This is a genomic window from Spongiibacter nanhainus (assembly GCF_016132545.1).
GTDB lineage: Bacteria > Pseudomonadota > Gammaproteobacteria > Pseudomonadales > Spongiibacteraceae > Spongiibacter > Spongiibacter nanhainus.
On sequence record NZ_CP066167.1, the window covers coordinates 2991132 to 3011105 of the forward strand.

Below are 19974 nucleotides of genomic sequence, written 5' to 3' on the forward strand. Positions count from 1 at the left end.
CCTAACGCCAGGAGGCATCAACGTCTCAAATACCAGCCTGGCTCCGGGCGCCGCAAGAAACTGACTCTCCGGCGCACTATTTTGACAATGCCAGTTGTCACTTTACTTCTGACAACACGTCATGTCAAAATTTACGCCATGGACAAAACCGCCCCCCGCCGCTATCGCGGACAAAGCCCCGACACTCGCCAAGCCCAGCGCCGGCAGCAACTGCTGGATGCCGCCCTAACTGTTATTGGCGAGCGCGGATTTTCATCGATGACAGTGAAAATGGTGTGCCAAACTGCCGGGCTCACAGAACGCTATTTCTATGAGTCCTTCAGCAATCGCGACGCCCTGCTGGCCGAGCTTTACCAGCAGCAGACCCAGTCCCTGCGGCACACCATGTACAATGCGCTGGAGAATCCCGTCGCGAATGCTGACCAGTTTGTTCGCAATGGCCTGGGGGCATTTTTTGATTTTGTGCAACACCAACCCGCTGCAGCACGGCTAGTGTTATTTGAAGTGTTGGCGGTCAGCCGGGAGATCGATCAACTTTACTACCAGGCCATGGAAGATTTCGCGGCACTGGTTCAGCAGTTAGCCCACCGCCAGAATATCGCCACCATTCCACCGCCAGCTGACGAGGACATGGTCTACGCCGGCTTGGTGGGCGCGGTGGTACAGATTGCCCAGCGCTGGGTACTGGGGGGATATCACCAGCCTCGCAGCGCCGTATTGGAAAGCGCGGTACTCATCTTTGCCGCCACGGCGAATTTCGGCGGCGACTCTTAAGATCAAATACCAATCTTTAAGCCAGGCCCTAGCTCAACAGTAATCGCGGCGCGTCCTGGTCCAGGGCCCCACTATGGGACCGCCAATCCGGCATAACCTGGTCCATTAAGTCATAGAAGCGACGACTGTGTTGAAACTCCTCCAAATGGCATAGCTCGTGGACGATGACGGCATCGATACAAGCTGGAGCAGCCTTGATTAAGTGGGTATTGAGGCACACCTCTCCCTTGCTGGAACAACTGCCCCAGCGCGCCCGCATCCGCCTCAAACGCAGCGGCGGCGGTGTCGATACCCACTCAATTTGCCGGCTCCAGTGCATCAGGCGATCCTTAAAGACCACTTCGGCCCGCTCCCGGTACCAGTGATTGATTGCCGCCGACACCTTCGTTGGTGCCGGATCGGCCGTCTGCACAAGCAGAGAGTCCCCCTGCAGCAGGCATCGTCGCCGCCGACCCAGCGCCACATTCAAGCGCAGGGTTTCGCCGAGATAGGGGATGTCGCAACCTGATTCAAAGGATGGGGGACGCAGTTCGGGGCGGCTTGCTGCCTCTGCCAACCGCGCCTCGATCCAGGCTTGGTAGCGATATAACATTGCATCGATATCAACTTGCGGAGCGCCTTGGGGCACCCGCAATTCCACGGTCCCACTTGGGGCAACACACAATGACATGCGCTGACGCCGCCGCGCACTGCGCACTAAAGTGTATGTCAGCGCCCACTCACCAATGCGAATGTGGCGCGACTCTCGGGAGCTTCCGTTGCGGCGGAGCGCTTGGGGTCGCAAGCTCACCATTATGCCTCCGTTTTGGGAGGCAGCTGCTCGGCGGTGGGAAGGGGAAATTCGCAACGAAAGACCGCACCGCCGCCAGGTGATGGCCGGTGTCGAATATCGCCGCCGTGACTTTGCATAATTGATTGAGACACAGACAAACCAATACCCATGCCCCCCTCTTTAGAGGTCACAAAGGGACTGAATAATTGCTCTTCAACCTCGGGTGCCAGGCCAGGCCCGCTGTCCTCTACTTCGACGATGACATGCCCCGATTCCCTAAAGCTGCGCACCTGTACGGGGGCGTCACTGCCAGACTGCGCCGTGGCTTCCATGGCATTGCGAATCAGGTTTAACACTACCTGCTGCACCTGCACTTCGTCGATAAAGATATCGGGCAGATCCGGGTCGGCCACTAAGGCGACATGCACGCGATTGACCCGCGAGTCGACTTCCGCAAGGGCCAGCACGTCCTCAAGCACTGTATTGATGGACTGCAACTCTCGAGCCCCAGAGGGCTTTTTGACATAGGTGCGCATGCGTTGAATCACCGCAGAGGCGCGCTGGGCCTGAGTGGCAATTTTACTCATCACATCATCCAGCTTATCGGCGGTCTCACCGGGCACCTGCTCCAGCAGACGCTGGGCCACCCGCGCGTAGTTGCTTACCGCCGTCAGTGGTTGATTGACCTCGTGGGCAATGCCGGCCGCCATTTCGCCGCCGGTGCTCAGGCGCTCAATATGTGCCAAATGCTGGCGCTGGCTGTCCATCTCTGCCCGAGCGTGTTCCAGGGCTCGCTGGCTGGCCAACCACTCGGAGATATCACGCAGTACCAGCACTGCACCACCGCCTGTTAAAGGGGAGCCGGTCAACGCCACTGGCAGTATTTCTCCACTATCCTGATACAAATCAACATGGTCGTGCCGCAGACTGGCGCCCTCCTCGTAGAGCTGAGCGAGTCGCTTGTTGAGCTCGCCATTGCGGAATAGCGCCAAGCGGCTGAGTAATTCTCCCAATGCATCTGACGCCGCCCACCCCGTCAATTCGGTAGCTCGGGCATTCATGGCAGTAATCCGGCCTTCGCCGTCCAGCGAAAAAATACCCTCTTCCACCGCATCCAAGATGCGCTGATTTTCGTCTTCCAATTCGCTATTGCGGCGGGCCAGCGCCTGCTCCAGACGCTGGATTTTGATATGGGTTCGAACCCGAGCCAGGACCTCTTCAGACTGAAAGGGTTTGCCGATGTAGTCGACACCGCCTATAGCCAGCCCGTGAACTTTGGATTGGCTGTCGGTGAGAGCGGAGAGAAAAATCACTACAATATCGGCCGTTTCGGGGTCTGCTTTGAGACGTTCACACACCTCAAAACCGTCCATTCCCGGCATCATGACATCCAGCAGCATCAATACCGGTTTGGCGCGCCGTGCGGTATACAGTGCGGACTCCCCATCCCTGGCGGCCAACAGTCGATAGCCGCTGCCCTCTAGGGTTTTAAACAGTACTTGTAGATTGGTGGGGTTGTCATCCACCAGCAGTATCTGTTCGCCACCGCGACTAGGCGTCATTCAAACTGGCCCCTTCGACCTGCCGCTGCAGTAACTTCAACAGCCTGCCAAAATCAAAATCCGCTAACATTGCCTCCGCCTCGTCGCTAAAGGCGTCACACTCGGGGTGGGACTGCCTCAAGGTGTTGAGCTGCTCCCGCAGAGCAGTGATATCACCCAGTTCCGCCGCTTCGGTCAGCGCCTGACGAATTGCTTCAGGCGGCCCAGCAAGCTCTACCTCCTGGGTAACTGGAGCGTCTACCTCTTCCGCACTTAAGGGCTCAGCACCGCAGGTTTCGGCCAACACCCGGAACAGCTCATCCATGCCAATCGGCTTGGGCAAGAAGCCATCACAGCCCGCTCGAATCGCCTCTGCCATCAGGTCGTCGTCAGTCGCGGCTGATGCCATGATGACGTGCACATCATGCATTTTAAGTTCGTGTTTGATCAGCCTTGTCGCTGCCAGGCCATCCATTACCGGCATACGCAGATCCATCAGCACCAAGTTCGCTGTGCGATCTTTAAGTAAATCGATCACCTCTCGACCATTGGCCGCTTCGCGAATGTCGTCGGTCACGTCCGACAACATACCGGCCAGCACCTGCCGGTTAACCGCCACATCGTCGGCAACAATGATGGCAGGGTTATCAATAATCTTATCGCTGGGTAGATCGCCCTCGACGTCCCTTGCCAGTGCCTTGGGCGCTTCCTCTTCGGCCACTTCCATCAGTGGGATATCAAAATAAAAGCAACTACCATGGCCGACTCGACTGCGCAGGTTGAGGCTGCCGCCCATGGCTTCCACCAACCGGCGGCAGATAGACAAGCCCAAGCCAGTACCCTTGCCATCCTGGGGGTTAACCTGTTTGAAGGGCTCAAATACGTCTCGTTGCGCCTCTTCAGGAATGCCGACGCCGGTGTCAGTCACACTGAAGTCCAGTTGGTTGTTGCTGAAATCCGCAGTGATTTTCAAATGCACACTGCCGTGATCGGTAAACTTCACCGCATTGTCCAGCAGATTAACCAGCACCTGCCGCAGTTTTACCTCATCAAGCTGAAGCCGCTTGGGAACTAGGTCGTCCAAATCCACCACAAAATCCAGCCCCTTGCCCCGAGCGCGGTGGGCGACAATATCGCCAACATTGGTAATCACCTCGTCGATATAGGTAGGCTGGCATACGATATTGATATTGCCACTTTCAATCTTGGCCAGATCCAGAACATCGTTAATCAGGTTGAGCAGGTGCTTGCCGCAGCTCTCGATAGCACGGAGATACTCCTGGCTCCCGGAGGGCAGGCCCGACTCCCGTTGCAATAGTTGGGCGTAGCCCAACACACCGTTGAGGGGGGTGCGCAATTCGTGGCTGACACTGGATAGAAACTGGCTTTTGGCATGGAGTGCATCTTCGGCGGCAATACGGGCATCCACCAGGTCCTGCTCCATGCGCTTGCGCTCAGTGATATCGATCATAATGCCCATCGCACGGGTGGGCTTGTCCTGCATATCGATTTCCACCACGTCGCCGCGGCTGTAGATCCAGTGGTAGCGCCCGGATCGATCCTTGATTCGGAATTCAACGCTGTTGCCCGTTGCCAGGCCTAACCAGCTGTCCACTGCCGAGGCAATGATCTGTAGATCGTCAGGGCACGCGACGTATTTATAGGCACCCACCGGGTAGGGATCGGCGGGTGGCTCGTAGCCCAACATGCGGAAAAAACTGTCGCTGACGGTGACATAACCAGTGGTCAGATCGAGATCCCACAGGTGGTTCTGGGCGGCATCCAGAGCAAGATGAAAGCGCCGTTCGCTGAGCTTTAGGGCCTGCTCAGTCTCGGTGCGCTTCTCAACCATATAGTTGGCATCCTCTGCCAAACGCTGAAACTCGGCGAATGGCAGCCGATTGATATCAATCGCTGTGGATTTTTTGCTGGCATCGGCAAAGAACTGCTGAAAGATGGTAAAGCCCGATGCGCTGCGGCGGGCAAGCCACTGGGCCGCCACCGCCGACACCACCATCAAGCCCAAGGCAATGGCAATAATAAAAGCGATGTGCTCCCGCACCCGATTTTGCAGTTGCGCACGCTCAGCACTGAGGCGCTCGTTGAGTTGATCCAGGAAAACCCCTGAACCCAGGGTCCAGCCCCAGGGCTCATACTGCCGCAGATAAGACACCACCGGCTTGGAGTCGCCCTGTTTATCGGTCCAGGACAGCTCGGTAAACAAACTGTCTTCCTCTTGTCCCAATCGCTTTCCTGCCTCGATCACCCCAGGCATAGGCTCGCCAACGGAATCAGGGTCGTAGGCGTTGACCAGTTGCCGGCCCTGGTTGTCGACAAGAAAGAGAATTGAATTATTGGGATCCACCGGCACCGCGGCGATGCGCTCTATCACCTCCCGCTGGGTGCGGGCAATTTCATCCCGCAGGTAGAGGCTGGCACCGAGATAGATATCCAGCGGCTTGTAGTGATAGACAAAGCTGAAGTTGCGCGCCGTGTTGGCGCCATCAGGCCGGGTAAAGCGATATTCGATAAACTCGAAATTCTTCTCTTTGGTGACCTGCTGAATCTGCTTGGCAAAGGCCTCCAGCACAGCCTTATCCTCGAGGCGCATCTCGCCATCGGGGTGAACAGGCGGCAACACGGCATTGCCAGCGGCGTCGAATAAAAAGAAGAAGCCTTTGTTGTTTTCCTGAAAGCTAAGGGAGGCAAGGGTGGTTCGCAGGCGGTTGATCTGGGCACGCCTACTTTCGCCAACATATTCCTTGCGAGTGTTCTCGATCAGCGACAGACCGATGGCGATCTGCTGCCGCAACTCCAGGTAGAGTTGACGGTTAAGCTGGTTGCGACGAAACTCCAGGTATTCAACCGCCTTATCAACCTCGCGGCGCAGCAGCTCTCGCCGCGATTCTATGTAGCTGTCGCGCCACTCCTGACTCTGCTGGGTGTAGCTCTCGTATTCCTTGGCTATCCAGATATAACCCAGCACCGCCAGCGGGATCGCCGATAGCGCGACCAGGCTGATCAGGTAAATTTGTACTAAACTGCGCTTGGCTCGCATGCGCACCCTTCGAGGACACGATAATTGGCAAAAGCTTAGCGATTATGCGGGGTTACCGCTAGTCCGCAGCCATTTTTTATTCTCCGGAACCTTGTTCAGAGCACAAATCGTGCTAGTCTTTGGCCGATAACATCGATTAGCCGGCAAGGACCTACCATGACTACTGAAGCCACCGTTTATCTGGTTGAGGACGACGACGCAGTACGAGACTCACTGCAGATGGTATTGGAATCCGTGGGTCACAAGGTGGCCGCCTACTCCCGGGGGGACGCCTTTCTAGAGGACTTTTCCACTGAGATGGCTGGCTGCATGGTACTGGATATCCGCATGCCCGGCATGAATGGCATGGAGCTGCAACGCCAGCTAAACAGCCGCAACTCCATCCTACCGATCATTTTTGTTACCGGCCACGGCGACGTCCCCATGGCCGTAGAGGCCATGCAAAAAGGCGCGGTGGACTTCGTACAGAAACCCTACCGGGAAGAAGAACTGCTGGGCAAAATCCAGCAGGCCATCGCCGCCGACGCCGAAAGCCGCGCCGAACTGGCCGAAAAACACAAAATTGTCGAACGCCTGCAGGAACTCACTCCCCGAGAGAAGCAGGTCATGGATTTGATGATCGAGGGCAAAGCCAACAAGGTGATTGCCTTTGACCTGGATATCAGCCAGCGCACCGTGGAAATTCACCGCGCCCGAGTGATGGAAAAGATGGGCGTGCGCTCTTTGGCCCACCTGGTACGCATGGTGATGGCCGTCGACGAAAACTCCAGCTCGTAGGGCGGACAACGTTTTTGTCCGCCGGCCCCCCCTCGCCGTCATGGTGAGACCTCGGGTACACACGATGGACATGCAACGCGATGTCCACCCTTGTATCTCTCCAAGGTGATGGGTTAGCTTCCCGTTGCCTACTGGCCGGGGTGTAGGATGTGTCCACCCTTAGCTCTCGAAGCTGCGACGTAGATTATCCTCCCGGCCTCTCATCTTTGACATTGAATGGTATCCAAGCGCCCGGCATTAGGGCCGGTGACGCTGCATGGACAAGGGGAATTGGAAAGATGACAGACGTTGTTGGGATCGATGTGAGCAAGGCAAAGCTGGATTGCCTGTGGCTTCGGGATCGCGCCACCTTGAAGGTGAAGACCAAAGTGATGGCCAATGACAATAAAGGCCATCAAGCACTGTGCCAATGGTTGCCCAAGACCTTAAAGCTTGAGCCTGCACAAATTCTGGTGGTGATGGAAGCGACGGGGATTTACCACGAGAAGGTTGCCCTCACCTTGCACGATGCCGGCTTTCGGGTTGCGGTGGTAAACCCGGCCCACATCAAAGCCTACGCCCAAAGCCTGGGCAATACCCACAAGACGGACAAGCAGGATAGTTTGATCATTGCCCGCTTTGGCGCTGAACGCGACCCTGCGCTCTGGCAGCCTGAGCCGCTGGAAATCCGTGAACTGAAGGCACTAATCGCCCGCTTAGAGGCGCTGGAAGTGGATTACCAGCGAGAATCCAACCGCCTAGAGAAGGCGGAACTCCGCCCCTCATCACAGACAGTTTTAGACTCAATCCACACCATGCTCAACGAGCTGGAGAAGGCGAAGCGTCGTATCGAAGAGGATATCGATGACCATATTGATCGCCACCCTGGGCTCAAGCACGACAAGGCCTTACTGGAGAGCATCCCCGGCGTGGGAAAGGTGGTCAGCCGTCTGATGCTGTCGGTGATCCATAGCCGGGATTTTACGGGCGCCAAGCAAGTCGCGGCTTATCTTGGCCTGATTCCCACCCAGGTGGAATCGGGGGTGTTCCGAGGACGCAGTGCACTGAGCAAACGAGGGCCGGCCTCGGTGAGAGCGAAACTGTACATGGCGGCTGTGTGCGCCAGCCAATGCAACCCGGATGTCTCGGCGATGAAAGAGCGATTACTGCAGAACGGGAAGAATCACATGCAGGCCATCGGTGCTGCCATGCGTAAATTAGTGCATATCTGCTTTGGTGTGATCAAAAATCAAACGGAATACAGGCCGCAAACGGTGTCATAAACACCCCTTGTGGCTGTATGGGAGAGATGGTATCTACCCGCACCAATCACGCCATTACCGCTAGGATGGACAACGGTTTTTTTTCGTCGCCTCTGTTTCAATCCTGACTCAGCAGTTCATCAACGGCTTCCAGCGCCTGCAACAAGCCCGCCACTGGCAGCCTCCGCCCGCGATAATATTCCTCCGCCATCGGTGCAATCGCACACTCCCCCGGTAGCCTCTCCCGCTGCTCAATCAAAAACGACACCCGGGGGATGAAGATAAACTGCAGCCACTGGTAAAACTCCAGGGTATCCATCGCAAAGGGCTGTTCGCTGCGCAGTGCCTCTTCGGGCGGGGCCTCACTCTGCCAATGCCCCAGCTGGCGCAATTCGGCTTCTATATCGATCAGCAGTGCGGCGACGTCGTGATATCGGCTCATTATTCTACTATTTGCTGGTAGGGCGGCATGGAAGCCAGCATTTTACGGCCATAGTGACGGCTCACAATGCGGCGGTCGAGGATGCTAATCCTGCCGCGGTCCTGCTCATTACGCAGCAGGCGCCCGCTGGCTTGCACTAGCTTGATGGCGGCATCCGGTACGGTAATGTCCATAAAGGGGTTGCCGTTATTTCGGCTGACCCACTCCGCCAGGGCTTCCTCTACCGGGTCTTCTGGCACCGCGAAAGGGATCTTGGCAATGACCACATGACTGCAGTAGTGCCCCGGCAGATCGACGCCCTCGGCAAAACTGGCCAGCCCGAAAATCACACTGCCCCGCCCCTCATCTAAAGCTTCCCGGTGGCGTTGCAAAATATCCTTCTTGGGCAGTTCGCCTTGGGCAATCGTCCGCTTGCGCCAAGCCTCTGGAAGCGCATCGTAAACCGCATGCATCTGCTTGCGGGAGGCAAACAGCACCAGGCTCCCCGCGTCCGGATCCAGAATTTTAGGGAGTGTCTCTATCAGGGCGTGGGTATGGGCTTCCGGGTCGCCACCGTCACAGGCCATGGCCGGCACCACCAACTGCGCCGCTTCGGCGTGGGCAAAGGGGCTGGGCACCACCTCAAAGCTGGCATCGTCATAGAGGCCGGTGCGCATGGCAAAGCGGTCAAAGCGACCCAGTGCAGTGAGAGTGGCGGAGGTCAGTACTGCGCCATAGCAGCGGTTCCATAGTGTGGAGCTAAGCGTCTTGGCCGCCAGAATGGGGCTGCTATTTAACTCCAGATCGAACAAACCCAGCCCGGACTCTACCTTTGCCAACCAGCGCGCCAACGGAGGTTTTTCGTCGTCGGTATTGGCCGAGAAGGAGCGAAACAGCGTCAGTATCGAATCGCTGCGAAACCGTATCGCCGACAGGTCGGCCAGACATTGCTCGCTCAGCTCGCGGCCCATATCGAGCTCGCCTCGATCCAGCCCCTTCTGCAATTCCTCGATTAGCGACTCGGCGTGCTGATTGATGGCTGCAAAGGCGGTGCGGAGGTCGGCGGACAGCCTTCTCAGCTCATCGGGCACCACGCCATTCTCAAACCGATTCACCGCCTGCCCCCGCCGGGTCTCGACGTCCTCCATCAGCGGTTCAACACAGGGTCGAAGCCGGCCAAAGGCCTCCCGCGCCGAGCTGATGGTGGTGGCCAATGTTTCCCACTTGGGCCGCATCAAATCATCGATAGCCGGGTGAGCCACCACCGCCGACACGCCCCGCTGCGCCTGCTCCAACCAACGTTCTGTGGTGCCGACGCGAACACTGGCACTAAAGTGATTGATCACCTTGTCAGGCAGATGATGAGCCTCATCAAAAATATAAATGGCTTCTTCCGGCGGCGGTAAAATCACGCCGCCGCCCAGGGCCAGGTCGGCCAGCACCAAATCGTGATTTGCCACCACCACATCTGCCTGGGTCAAAGATTCCCGAGCGCGGAAAAAACTACACTGGCGAACGTGGCTGCAGCGCCGCCCGGTACACTGGGCGTGATCCGTGGTCACCGGCGCCCACTGCGCTTCATCCACCACGGAGGCCCAATTGTCACGGTCGCCGTCCCATTGCCCCGAGGTCAAGGCCCTTAAAAAATCGCTGTAGAGCGCCAGACTGGTATCGTCAGGAGAACTCATTGCCTCATCGGGGTACAGCGGTAGGGTTTGGGCGTCAGCACCACTAATGAGCTGATCCAACTTGGAAAGGCACAAATAGCGACGGCGCCCCTTGGCCAAGCTTACGCTAAAATTAAGGCCGCTATGCTGGAGGATATCGGGTAGGTCCCGGTAGAGAATTTGCTCTTGCAGCGCCACCGTCGCCGTGGAAATAACGAGGGTCTTACGACATTGGGCCGCGACTGGAATCGCCGCCAGCGCATAGGCCAGGGTCTTACCCGTGCCGGTGCCCGCTTCCACTACGCACAGGTGATCGCCACCACTGCGCTGCGCCTCTTGGTTGCGTTTGATACCGGCCAAACACCGGGCAATATGGGCGATCATCAGACGCTGCCCATAGCGTGGTTTCATGGACCGGGAAGACAGGAACTGGCGATAAGCTTCCTGAATCTGTTGCTTTATCGAATCGTCTAGCACGCCGGCTCACGCAGGCGCAGCTGATTGACCACCGGACGGGCATAGATCGCCAGCGCCTTGTCCCGGTATGCAGGGGCAATGCCTGCCATACGCTTTTCAAATACCTGGCGCTGATTGTCCGACACCTCAGGAGCGCCCAGCTGCCGCCAATCCACATCCCCATAGAGCGCCTGATAGGCAAGAATGTTGCTGGGCTGCAGGTGGTAGTGGCGAATGATTGCCTCATCCAACGCCGCCGCCAAAGCGGAAGCATCGCCAATGTCGGTAGGCAGCGGCGATGCAAAGCTCACATGAACGTGCCCCTTATCCCCTAGAATGCCGTCTGCAATGCTTTGCAGGTCCTCGTGTTCGGCTTTCTCGTAACGGCCATCGGTCTCCATTTGAGTTAGCTCTTTGGCCTTGGCCGCGTCCAAAGGATCCCACTCGTAGGAAATACTCACCGGCACGATCTGCAATTGCCCCATATAACCGGCAAAACCCTCCTCCTTGGTCTGCGCCATCGCCAGCATCTTCATCACCGCGACCTCGGTGGCGTCGTTGCCATCTTTGGCCCGCCCCTCCCGCTGGGCGATCCAGATAGATGCCTTGTCCTCAAGCAGAGAATGACGAATATAGGCCGACAGCTTGCGATAAGCCGCCAGCATCTGCCGGGGCCCCCGCACTGATCGCGGCACAATAAAGCTCTTATTCAAACGCATCAGGTCCGCTGCAAAAGGCTTAGACAGCAGATTGTCGCCAATGGCGATACGCACGGTATCGAGGCCATTGTGATACAGCGCGTAATTGACAAAGGCCGGGTCCAAGGCAATATCCCGGTGATTAGAGATAAAAAGATACGCCTGCTGCGGACTAAGGTGCTCAATTCCCGACACCGTAAACTGAGACGTACTCCCCTCCAGCATCCGGTCCATATAGGGCTTAATGCCGGTTTGGAGCTCGTACACGGTGCGGGCGCGACCAAACTGCCGCTGCAACACGCGCCTGGCAAATGGCCTGACAAGCGCAGGCGCCAGCTTGAACAACCGCGGAGCTCGAAGTTTGGCCACCGCGTCGATGCACTCGTTGTCGCGCAGCAAGCTCGCCAATACCGGCGCCACTTCTTCATCGCCGTAGGGCCGAATATCGGCAAAATCCGCCATCGTTGTTACCTGCAAATCTAGAATGGAGAGGATAGCGCCGCTCGGCACCAACCCCGCTGGCCGTCACCGTGGGCTTACCCAACATCTAGCGGCCGCTAAAAAGCGACACGCAGCTTAAAAAAACCCTTCCCGAACTGCAACATAGACCGTATTTGAAAGAAATATGACGACACCCTTGCAAGGGAGAAAATCAGCCCCTATAATGCGCAGCCTCTGTCGGGGAGGCGCTTTAAAAAGTGCTGACGAAACCCACAGAAAAGGCAGTTAAATCTGCCGCAGCACGCTTTGACAGGCACGCTGAAAATACCAGTTTTGATGCGGGGTGGAGCAGTCTGGTAGCTCGTCGGGCTCATAACCCGAAGGTCGTAGGTTCAAATCCTGCCCCCGCTACCAACAAGAAAGGGAGGCAGATCAGCAACTTAGCGATCTGCCTTTTTCGTTTCTGAAGTCTCAAATTTTCTCCCGTGACACTCCGTGACGTTTTCCGTGACGTTTTTGAACGCTGACAAAATTCTCAGGCAAATTTTCTGACCTTCGGGCACCTTCTCGACTTAAGCGACTGCAAGGATGTATCTTTCAGAAATATGGACCTTGCAAAGAACCCTTACGTCTATCCTCAGCATAGAGCAACTCAATGAGCGAAAACCCTCAAATAGAGTACTCACAACTCTCTCAAGAAATCAGCTTCAGCAGCACGGTATTGGCAATCGAAATCTATCGGCTCGAAAACCACGATTGCTGGCACTTAGAAGTGGTCGATGAGTACAGTAATTCAACGGTTTGGGACACAGCATTCCCAACAGATGCTGAGGCGCTGGATGCGGCAAAGAGGAGTATCGCTGAAGAAGGTTACGAATCATTTATCGGCCCAGAGGGCGGCGAAGACAAAGAGGAATGGCTGTAAATGTTGGTGGACATTCGCGGCGGCGTTCTACAACTTTAACGCCTCACTCTGCTTGGATTTAGCTAGATAAATTTGTTAGATTTTCTGAAACTGAGCCGTCATACCTATTGAATGCGAACAGTTCACCTTTTTCGCACAGAAGCCAAACAGCATACTAAAAATAACGTTTAAGCATTTTTAAATTTTCTATCCGTGTCACTACTTGGCATATGTTGTGGGAAATTATCGACCTGAATAAAGCTATCCGAAGACCTATTGCGGGGCCTATAGATTTCGTTCGATGGTCAGCAATTCACCAATTTCACAACCTAGATAGTCGCAGATTCTCTCCAGAGCTTCAAACTCTACTCTAACCGCGGTTTCGTGATAGAGGCGTGTAATTGTTCCTCTATTCACACCAGTCTCTCTGGCAACGTCCGCTATCTTGAGGCGCTTCTCCCCAAGAATTGTCGAAAGATGGCACTTTATCACCGTCACTCCAGAACAAAATAACCCACAGGAGACCAAAAAGACTTGCAATGGGTCTTTTTGGTGTTATTATGATCTCCAGCAGATCATTATGATCTTCTAAAAATCTTTTCGACCCGTTGGAGTACTTCTATTATGGCACACACTTACCTAACCACAGAAGAGTTGTCCGCACGCATCAAATACGACGTACGAACAATTCGCCAACAATTAAACGACAGTGTCCTTCTTGAGGGGAAGCACTACATAAAGCCATTCGGGCGACGCAAAATTCTGTACCTCTGGGAAGCAGTCGAGGAAGAAATGATTGGCCGTAAAAACGCTCCTGAGCTGGAGATCCCCATGGCAAACGGCGAGGTATGTCATGGGTAAAGTCAGAGTACGGAAAGATACTGGAAAACTGCTGCTGGACTTCTCATTTAAAGGAACACGGTTTCGGGAACATACGGCGCTAACCGATAGTATTCAGAATAGAAAGCAAGTAACGAAGCTACTAGAACGAGTCGAGGCCAAAATTAAACTCGGTGAGTTCAACTATGCTGATCACTTCCCCGGCAGCCCGAACGTCGAGAAGTTTTTAGCTCTTCAGTCGCCTCAAGATACCGTTGAGAGCAATTCCAACTTGGCGTCGGCTGCTAGGACACGTTCTGGGCAACGCGCCATCAAGTCCCCACGATTCAAAGACTTCGCCCTCCAATGGCAATCCGAGAAAAAGATCGAGTGGCGCGCGTCCCACGCTCGCAATGTCGACTGTATTCTCCACGGTTCCCTCATCGCTTTCTTTGGTGCCATGCGCCTGCATGAGATCACCAAGGCCGACATTCTGCGGTTTCGGACGGAGATGGCCACCAAGCCTGGCCGGGGTGGCGCACCCCAGCGCTCGCCCAAGACCGTTAACACCCATATGGCCATTCTGCGCGCCATTATGGAGGAAGCGTCGGAACGCTTTAGCTTTGATAACCCTTACAAGAACATCAAACCGCTTAAGCTCAAACGCAGCCATGTGGAGCCGTTCTCTCTAATAGAGGTGAACCAGATCATCTCGTCAGTGCGCAAAGACTATAAGAACTACTATTCTGTCCGCTTTTACTCAGGCATGCGCACCGGTGAGATCGACGGCCTGCGCTGGGAATACGTGGATTTCGAGCGCGGCTTGATCTCTATCCGCCAAACCCTGGTCCAAGGGAAAACGGAATACACCAAAACCGATGGCAGCCAACGGGATATCCCCATGCTAGGCCCGGTGCGCCAAGCTTTGGAGTCCCAACACCGCGCAACAGGCCACTTGAGCCCTTATGTCTTCTGCAATACCGACGGCAAGCCTCTGGACCACAACAACGTCACAAAACGCGTGTGGTATCCCCTACTCCGCCACTTGAACCTCAAAAAGCGGCGTCCGTATCAAACCCGTCACACCGCGGCCACCTTATTATTGGCCTCCGGAGAGAACCCCGAGTGGGTAGCGCGGTTTTTGGGGCACGCCAGTACCGATATGCTGTTTAAGGTTTACTCCCGTTATATCCCCAACCTGACCCGGATGGATGGCTCAGCCTTTGAGCAAATGCTGGGGGTTCAGGAAGCGTCAGCCCTGGAGGAGTCTTGATATGCCATTAATCCATTCCGAACTCTCCCTCACCCCACACCGTTCCGAGATACTGACCTCAAGGCGGCTGGAACGCTGCCAGTTTCGGGTGCTGGGCAGCCAAGACCAGTTAGACCGCTCCGGGCGACCAACCCGGTACCTGCAGCTGGGGAATCTGGCGGGGACCGCCTTGTCCGCAATTCCGCTGGGTGGCAACCCCACGCCGCTTCACAGTGCCGATCACGGCGACATCATTGAAGTCACTGGAGAGTTGTGTGCCTACCCGTCGCATTGGCGGCTGACGCCGGAGATCACCGCATTACCCCAGCGCCAGACGTTAAAACCTACGGCGCTATTGCCTCGGGAATGGGTGCTACCGGCATTTCTTCCCGCACTCCGGGTGATGATCCGACATTGGTCGCGCTTGAGTACGCCAGCACTGCGTCAGTTCCTGAACAGTGTATTTGTCGACAGCAGTAATGCCATGGGAGTGTTAAATGCCCCTGGCAGCCTGCGGCACCACCACGCTTACCAAGGGGGCCTACTGGAGCACACAGCCGATATGTTGGTCCGTTACGGCGGCACCTATCCCAGCTCGCACAGTGATCGAGCGCGGGATATTGCCACTACTCTGATCATCGTCCACGACCTGGGCAAGACCCTGACACTCGTGGGTGCTGACCGGGGCGCCACGCAGCCCCACGATATGGCGGCCTTAGAGCTGCTGGCCACTCCACTGGCGGAGCTGGAGATGTTCGATCCAACCTTGGCCAATATCCTCCGCGACTATTTTAAGCCCAGGCAGTGGTACCCCAAGACAGATCACCCGTCCTATGAGCTGGTATCCAGACTCGATAGACAAAGTGGCGCGAATGCACACCATTCGGCGGGCTGGCAGAGATCGATGCCACATCCACACAACAACGCGTCTTAGTCAGATCAGTAATTCAATAAGTTATTGTCAATGCAGGCCTTACCGCTATACGACTACCTCAACGAGGACGAATCCATGACACACACTATCGATACACAGCAACAACAAGCGCTCAAGGCTCTCACTCAACAGCCAGACACCCTCTGCTATATGGAGGCGCTGGCCGACAAAGACCTTTCCGGACTGACTTGGACGATCTACGGGGTCCCTGACAGCAATCTAATTATCGTGAAGGCGATAGCGGGCTCCTTTGAAGTCCTGGCCTCCAGCCCCTCTACGGTGCTTTACCCCGCGATGGCAGAGCGGGTCTTTGGGATCGATGTTGAGGACCAAGCCCTGGCAGCACAGTTATCAGACCAACTGTGGGCCACGTACCAACGGGACTTTGAAAAGGCCCTACAGGGAGGACGTGACTGATGCGCCAGAAAACCATCACGATGGGGTACTACAGAAAAGCCCAAACCGCCATAGAGAGGAATATGCGCAACGGCATTGTGCGGCACTACGTGCTGACACACCGGGGCAAGGTCGCCGGGCATCTGCTGCGATTAGAGGACTACCTTGCTATGCAGCGTCGTATTGAGCTCAATCAGGTATGGGGAGAGGCCCTGCAGCGGTATCGCGAGGCCGGGATAACCGACAGCAACTTGCAGGGGGAATCAGAATGATTTTGGAGTTACTACCCCTCAGTCGACTGAAGCGAGAACTGAAAAGAGTCGTCCGGCAGCTTGAGCGGGGCAATCCGGATATTTACATCATCTCCTGTAGAGATGAACGGGTAGCCTACGTGCTACGGCCTGAGCTGTTCCACGAGATCATGCATCAGCTTGACCACGCTGAGCTTGAAAACGCCCTTCTCAAGAAAAAGGGTCTCTCCGATACAGAGCGAGGAAATACGAAATGAAGCACACCACTCGGGTCACTGTTGAGCAGGACACCGTCACGGCGATCACCTGTGACGCATGCGGGCAGCGGTATGACGACGTTCTGGAAATGCAAGCCTTCGTGCATATTGTAAAAACGGGGGGATATGGCAGTATCTTTGGGGATGGCACCGCGCTGGAGTGTGACTTGTGTCAGCACTGCCTGCAAGCGCGGCTTGGGGATGCTCTACGGCTTGAGAAACTGTCGGATAGGCTGTGAGCCGACACCAAATAGAGGGTAATGACTATGATAGAGTTAACGAGAGCACTGCTGGCGCTTTTGTTGGTCGCTAGCGCAATAAGCATCCCGCTGTTGTTCTGCATCAATGCCGAGCGGCTGAGCCGATTTTTGGAGCGGCGGTTTCCGGCGTGGGTAGAAGGCAAATCCGAAGAAAACTGAGCTAGGCGATATTTCGTGCGGAAAAGTCGCTGGTTGGGCAATGGCACCTCCAACTGTTTCGACCAAACATTGCCGAGGAAAGATGCGATCCATGTCTTCGGGAGGCTATCTTTGAGAAACTCCGCAATCTGGCTGTCGTAAAATCGAGACCTCCTCATAATTCGCTCCTTATGCGAGTATTGTAAAAGTCTGATCTTCCCCCGATAAAATGGATACCCATTTCAAAGTACTACACTGCGCTCATATTCTACTGGAGACATATACCCAATCCCCGAGTGTAACCGACATTCGTTATAAAATTTGTTGACGTACCGTGACAAAGCACTACGTAATGCCCTCACACCATTGAATGCGCTTCCTCGGATCAGCTCGGCCTTCAGGCTGTGGAAAAACGACTCCATTCGAGCATTGTCAGTGCATTGGCCTGGCCGATTCACACTATGCCGGATACCTTTCGTTTTTAGTAATATCTGGAACTCGCCGTTCATATATTCAATCCCTCTATCCGTATGAAATACGAGCCGCCCTCGAACGGGCTCCCGCTTTCTTAGCGCATATCTCATCGCAGACAGTGTGAGTTCAGAGTTCCGGCTATCTGATAACGACCAGCCCAATATTCGTCGCGAGTAGTAGTCCATTACTGTGGCTAAGTACTGCCACCGGCCATTCAATTTTAAATAGGTCACATCGCCAACCCACACTTGATCAATACCAGTTGGCTCTGCCATATCTCGCAATAGGTTCTTCCCTTGAGCTTTGAACCGCTTCAAGCCTGGCTGGCGCCGAGTGACACGCACAACACGACCTTTCAATCCTGCCACTCGCATTAGCCGCTCAACGCGCTTTCTGCCAACATAGATACCCATAGCCTGCAGCGCCTTATGCACTCTCGGACTACCATAACGACCATCACTTTTGTGGAAAATCTCTGTGATTCGCCTCAATAGCACTTGGTCTTGGCATTGACGCTTAGAGGCTTCGCGCTTTTCCCATGCATAGAAACCACTTGGCGATACTTCCAACCAGCGGCAAAGCCTCGCCACGCCTAGTTCTCGGTATCTTTGGATGAATCCAAATCGTTCTGATGGCGTTCCGCAAGATACCGTTGCCACTTTTTTAGCAGCTCGTTCTCCTGCTTGAGCCGCTCATTTTCCTTTTTGAGTTGAGCATTTTCAGTTAGCGCCTTTGCACTCGGCGTCCGCTTTTCCTTTATCAAAGAAACTCGCTTCTGACCATCACCCTGTAGTTTCCCTTCACGATACTCCTTTCTCCAACGAGACAACACAAAGGGATGAATATCGAGCCCTTCGGCAACCGACTTTACTTGGATACCGTCTTTCAACGATAGCCGAACAGCCTTTACTTTAAAGTCCGTTGAATACTCCCACGTCTTTCGTGGCTTTGTATATTTTGGCACCTCTGCACCTCCTGAGTTATCAGAAGGTATCCTTCAAACCGGGGGAACTACAGTCTCTACTCAAAACCTCGATTATTTTTCGGGGCGATTACAAGAAGACCTCGGCACCGTTCATGGTTTCGATGGCTTTGTGCCGCAGTCACAGATTGTGTTGAGGGCGATGGCTCGGAAAATTGCGTTTTTGCAGCGCGTTTTTGCTTAAGCCCCTCGTCACTGAGAATCACCACTCAAGGCGCTCTTTAAGGCTCTCGGCAAGAGCCCGATACCCTTGCTTATTAAGGTGGACCAGGTCCGCCCGGTAAAGTTGGTTACGCCAGACATCTGTCAAAGAGTACAAATCCACCTGAACATACTCCGACTCTTTGATTTCAAGAAAAACATCGTGGACTCGACCTGTATGAGGGTTTGGTACAGCTAACAGCAGCACATTGACGCTGCTTTTCTCGGCAACGTTGAGCATTGAACGTATATGACGAAGTGACTGTTCTGCGGGAATATTTCGGAGGAAGTCATTTATCCCCAGGCAAATTATCACGAGATCGGGATCTACCCGATTAATGGCGTTTTGAAACCTGCTCGACCCTTGGATCGCAGTATCACCAGGCACACCATCACTCAGAATTTCGATCCCTGTTAGCGCCGCCAAATATCGGGGATAACTGTACCCAGACCCGCCTACACCCGACGTCAAACTATCACCAAATGCCAGTATCTGAATTCGCTCGACAGGACGACCTGCATGATCGTCATTTACACTTAGACATCCAACACACCATAGCGGACAAGTAGACATAAAAACCCGTGTTAACCATTCTTTAAAAAAATGTCCCACCAAAATAATTAACTCGTTATCAATGATATTTTTGCCACTTTCTACTTTCCACCACCATCCGTTATAAGCCGGTATATGATAGAATTTAGACTTCCCAGATTGGCTCGGACTATATAAATGAACGACCGCGTTCGCTCGCTACTATTCTTGAATGGATTTGGTTTAATAGCGTTTAGCTTGCTGATCGGCTGGGTTTGGTTTTTTGCCTTACTTGAACACATTGTTCTTTGGCCCTTCCCCATCAACATTCCGGTCGATATTCCCGACGATGGTCGAGCGTGGCGTATGGCTCACATGGAAGCGATCACCCAGGGTCTTATGCTAATTGGCATAGCCGCCGCCGGGAAATATATACACCTTGGTACCCGCCAAACAAAATGGCTATTCTGGTCCGCGTTAACGGCCGCCTGGCTATTCACAATTCCTGCCGTTTTTAACGCGCTTTTTGGCACTCGAGGTCTGGCGTTTGGCGGCGGCCCCTTTAAGTCAGGTCTGGCCAATGACCTGATTTTTCTATCCGGCTATCCACCAATGATCGGCATTCATATTATGATTGTGCTGGCGTTGCTGGGCCTATTTCGTGGCGTCAAAGCTTACTCATCAACCTAGCCAAGATGACTCCTGAATCTGAAAGATACTCTTGCTTA

At 54.7% G+C, this 19974-nt stretch carries 21 protein-coding genes and 1 tRNA gene; 13 read left to right on the forward strand and 9 right to left on the reverse strand.

Features of this window, described 5'->3' with window-relative positions:
• The first annotated feature begins 138 nt into the window (after positions 1-138).
• On the forward strand, positions 139-774 hold the full coding sequence (locus I6N98_RS13620; protein ID WP_198568897.1) for a TetR/AcrR family transcriptional regulator: 636 nt from the start codon (positions 139-141) through the stop codon (positions 772-774).
• A gap of 28 nt (positions 775-802) precedes the next feature.
• Here I6N98_RS13620 and I6N98_RS13625 read toward each other — a convergent pair whose 3' ends face one another.
• From I6N98_RS13625 to I6N98_RS13635, 3 genes are read right to left on the reverse strand one after another with little or no spacing between them, the layout of a single operon-like run.
• A complete protein-coding gene (locus I6N98_RS13625) occupies positions 803-1567 on the reverse strand; it encodes a M48 family metallopeptidase (protein WP_198568898.1) in 765 nt (254 codons plus the stop codon).
• Positions 1567-3108 carry an ATP-binding response regulator gene (locus tag I6N98_RS13630; RefSeq protein WP_198568899.1) on the reverse strand — a complete coding sequence of 514 codons (1542 nt, stop codon included), beginning with the start codon at positions 3106-3108 and terminating at the stop codon, positions 1567-1569. The genes I6N98_RS13625 and I6N98_RS13630 overlap by 1 nt, the downstream gene beginning before the upstream one ends.
• On the reverse strand, positions 3098-6145 hold the full coding sequence (locus tag I6N98_RS13635; protein WP_198568900.1) for a cache domain-containing protein: 3048 nt from the start codon (positions 6143-6145) through the stop codon (positions 3098-3100). Before I6N98_RS13635 ends, I6N98_RS13630 begins: the two co-directional genes overlap by 11 nt.
• A 156-nt stretch (positions 6146-6301) precedes the next feature.
• Here I6N98_RS13635 and fixJ point away from each other — a divergent pair, with 156 nt between their 5' ends.
• Complete coding sequence (fixJ, locus tag I6N98_RS13640; RefSeq protein WP_198568901.1) at positions 6302-6922, forward strand: response regulator FixJ; 621 nt, start codon at positions 6302-6304, stop codon at positions 6920-6922.
• A 278-nt stretch (positions 6923-7200) separates the two neighbouring features.
• On the forward strand, positions 7201-8184 hold the full coding sequence (locus I6N98_RS13645; protein ID WP_198568902.1) for an IS110 family RNA-guided transposase: 984 nt from the start codon (positions 7201-7203) through the stop codon (positions 8182-8184).
• A gap of 97 nt (positions 8185-8281) precedes the next feature.
• Here the strand turns inward: I6N98_RS13645 and I6N98_RS13650 are convergent, their stop codons facing one another.
• Genes I6N98_RS13650 through I6N98_RS13660 form a run of 3 tightly spaced genes read right to left on the reverse strand, consistent with a single transcriptional unit; the run spans position 8282 to position 11867 of the window.
• Positions 8282-8605, reverse strand: a complete 324-nt coding sequence (locus tag I6N98_RS13650) for a YqcC family protein (RefSeq protein WP_198568903.1) — start codon at positions 8603-8605, stop codon at positions 8282-8284.
• Complete coding sequence (gene dinG, locus I6N98_RS13655; protein ID WP_198568904.1) at positions 8605-10728, reverse strand: ATP-dependent DNA helicase DinG; 2124 nt, start codon at positions 10726-10728, stop codon at positions 8605-8607. The genes I6N98_RS13650 and dinG overlap by 1 nt, the downstream gene beginning before the upstream one ends.
• Positions 10722-11867, reverse strand: coding sequence for a 1-acyl-sn-glycerol-3-phosphate acyltransferase (locus I6N98_RS13660; RefSeq protein ID WP_198568905.1), 1146 nt, complete (start codon positions 11865-11867; stop codon positions 10722-10724). Before I6N98_RS13660 ends, dinG begins: the two co-directional genes overlap by 7 nt.
• A 316-nt stretch (positions 11868-12183) precedes the next feature.
• Between I6N98_RS13660 and I6N98_RS13665 the strand changes: the two genes are divergently transcribed.
• Both I6N98_RS13665 and I6N98_RS13670 read left to right on the forward strand, forming a co-directional pair.
• Positions 12184-12260, forward strand: a tRNA-Met gene (locus tag I6N98_RS13665).
• Between the two features lie 241 nt (positions 12261-12501).
• Positions 12502-12771, forward strand: a complete 270-nt coding sequence (locus tag I6N98_RS13670; protein ID WP_198568906.1) for a hypothetical protein — start codon at positions 12502-12504, stop codon at positions 12769-12771.
• Positions 12772-13035: 264 nt separating this feature from the next.
• Here I6N98_RS13670 and I6N98_RS13675 read toward each other — a convergent pair whose 3' ends face one another.
• Positions 13036-13248, reverse strand: coding sequence for a helix-turn-helix domain-containing protein (locus tag I6N98_RS13675; RefSeq protein WP_337924613.1), 213 nt, complete (start codon positions 13246-13248; stop codon positions 13036-13038).
• Between the two features lie 126 nt (positions 13249-13374).
• Here I6N98_RS13675 and I6N98_RS13680 point away from each other — a divergent pair, with 126 nt between their 5' ends.
• The 7 genes from I6N98_RS13680 to I6N98_RS13710 all read left to right on the forward strand — a co-directional run bounded on the left by I6N98_RS13680 (position 13375) and on the right by I6N98_RS13710 (position 17078).
• On the forward strand, positions 13375-13611 hold the full coding sequence (locus I6N98_RS13680; protein WP_198568908.1) for a hypothetical protein: 237 nt from the start codon (positions 13375-13377) through the stop codon (positions 13609-13611).
• Positions 13604-14842: a site-specific integrase gene (locus I6N98_RS13685; RefSeq protein WP_198568909.1), complete on the forward strand. Its 1239-nt coding sequence runs from the start codon at positions 13604-13606 to the stop codon at positions 14840-14842. Before I6N98_RS13680 ends, I6N98_RS13685 begins: the two co-directional genes overlap by 8 nt.
• 1 nt (position 14843) lies before the next feature.
• Positions 14844-15755 carry a hypothetical protein gene (locus I6N98_RS13690; RefSeq protein ID WP_198568910.1) on the forward strand — a complete coding sequence of 304 codons (912 nt, stop codon included), beginning with the start codon at positions 14844-14846 and terminating at the stop codon, positions 15753-15755.
• 75 nt (positions 15756-15830) lie between these two features.
• Positions 15831-16172 (forward strand): hypothetical protein, encoded by a 342-nt coding sequence (locus tag I6N98_RS13695; protein ID WP_198568911.1) that lies wholly within the window; start codon positions 15831-15833, stop codon positions 16170-16172.
• Positions 16172-16423 carry a hypothetical protein gene (locus I6N98_RS13700; RefSeq protein WP_198568912.1) on the forward strand — a complete coding sequence of 84 codons (252 nt, stop codon included), beginning with the start codon at positions 16172-16174 and terminating at the stop codon, positions 16421-16423. The genes I6N98_RS13695 and I6N98_RS13700 overlap by 1 nt, the downstream gene beginning before the upstream one ends.
• A gap of 232 nt (positions 16424-16655) precedes the next feature.
• A complete protein-coding gene (locus I6N98_RS13705) occupies positions 16656-16898 on the forward strand; it encodes a hypothetical protein (RefSeq protein ID WP_198568913.1) in 243 nt (80 codons plus the stop codon).
• 27 nt (positions 16899-16925) lie between these two features.
• Positions 16926-17078 (forward strand): hypothetical protein, encoded by a 153-nt coding sequence (locus tag I6N98_RS13710; RefSeq protein WP_198568914.1) that lies wholly within the window; start codon positions 16926-16928, stop codon positions 17076-17078.
• Positions 17079-17299: 221 nt separating this feature from the next.
• On the opposite strand, the gene I6N98_RS13715 is transcribed toward I6N98_RS13710, so the two are convergent.
• A protein-coding gene (locus tag I6N98_RS13715) for an IS3 family transposase (RefSeq protein WP_198568915.1) occupies positions 17300-18495 on the reverse strand; the annotation gives its coding sequence in 2 pieces (ribosomal slippage) (positions 17300-18187 and positions 18190-18495; 1194 coding nt in all).
• Positions 18496-18715: 220 nt separating this feature from the next.
• On the reverse strand, positions 18716-19288 hold the full coding sequence (locus tag I6N98_RS18840) for a GDSL-type esterase/lipase family protein (protein ID WP_420497001.1): 573 nt from the start codon (positions 19286-19288) through the stop codon (positions 18716-18718).
• A gap of 156 nt (positions 19289-19444) precedes the next feature.
• On the opposite strand from I6N98_RS18840, the gene I6N98_RS13725 reads away from it, so the two are divergent.
• Positions 19445-19936, forward strand: a complete 492-nt coding sequence (locus I6N98_RS13725) for a styrene oxide isomerase (protein ID WP_198568917.1) — start codon at positions 19445-19447, stop codon at positions 19934-19936.
• Positions 19937-19974 lie beyond the last annotated feature (38 nt).